At 56.7% G+C, this 978-nt stretch carries 2 protein-coding genes; both read left to right on the forward strand.

Annotated features, from left to right (window positions below; translation table 11 throughout):
• Positions 1-13: 13 nt before the first annotated feature.
• Positions 14-637, forward strand: a complete 624-nt coding sequence (gene pyrE, locus VU18_RS04950) for an orotate phosphoribosyltransferase (RefSeq protein WP_014195405.1) — start codon at positions 14-16, stop codon at positions 635-637.
• 153 nt (positions 638-790) lie between these two features.
• Positions 791-978: hypothetical protein (locus VU18_RS19325; RefSeq protein ID WP_236687289.1), on the forward strand; the 188-nt coding region annotated here is incomplete at its 3' end.

A 978-nucleotide genomic window follows, 5' to 3' on the forward strand; every position in this document is an offset into this window, starting at 1 on the left:
TGCGCGAAATAGGATGAAACACGACATCGCCGCCAAACTGCTTCAAATCGGGGCGGTCGCCCTGCAGCCGAATGAACCGTTTACCTGGTCCTCGGGCTTGAAATCGCCGATTTATTGCGACAACCGCCTGACGCTCGCTTACCCCGGCGTGCGCCGCCTGATCGCCGACGGCCTCGCCGAACTCATCCGCACCCATTTCCCTAAAGCGGACCTCATCGCCGGCACGGCGACCGCCGGCATCCCGCACGCCGCCTGGGTGAGCGAGCGGCTTGAGCTGCCGATGTGCTACGTCCGCAGCCAGGCGAAAGCACACGGCAAAGGAAAACAAATCGAAGGCCAAGCCGAACCGGGCCAGCGCGTCGTCGTCATCGAAGACTTGATCTCGACGGGCGGCAGCTCGCTTGCGGCCGTCCGCGCCTTGAAAGAGGCAGGCTGCGAGGTGCTGGGCGTCGCCGCCATTTTCACATACGGGCTCGAAAAAGCGAAACAGGCGTTTGCCGCAGAGAATTTGCCTGCCTACACGCTTACGGACTACAACACCCTCATCGAAACGGCCGTCCGCCTTGGCGCCGTCAGCGAACACGATCTGGCGACATTGCGGCAATGGCGGGAGAATCCGGAGGAGTGGGGGAGCTAAAAGAGGAAAAGAGGAGCGCGGACCAAAGGATGGTTCGCGCTTTTGTCATGGACGAAGCGGGGAGATGACTCACTCGCCATCGGCGTCATTCCATGGGGAAAAACGGAGTGCGACAGCGTCTAATGTCGTCAATATTTCGTGGGTTTTCTGAACATGAGCAAGTTTCGCTCACCACCAAGCATGAACATAACCATTCGTGGATGGTTATGTTCACAGAAAAAACGGGTGGCTTGGCATTCAAATAAAATGATCATTTACAGCATTTCGCTTAGTGGTCACGATCATCATCACAAGCAACCATTCGCATTCTCCATTTCACCTACAAATATTTTACTCACACC

The organism is Geobacillus sp. ZGt-1 (genome assembly GCF_001026865.1).
GTDB classification, from domain to species: Bacteria; Bacillota; Bacilli; order Bacillales; family Anoxybacillaceae; genus Geobacillus; species Geobacillus thermoleovorans.

Excerpts from the sequence above, each read along its gene's own strand:
- pyrE (WP_014195405.1), top strand. The coding sequence starts at position 14 with ATGAAACACGACATCGCCGCCAAACTGCTTCAAATCGGGGCGGTCGCC.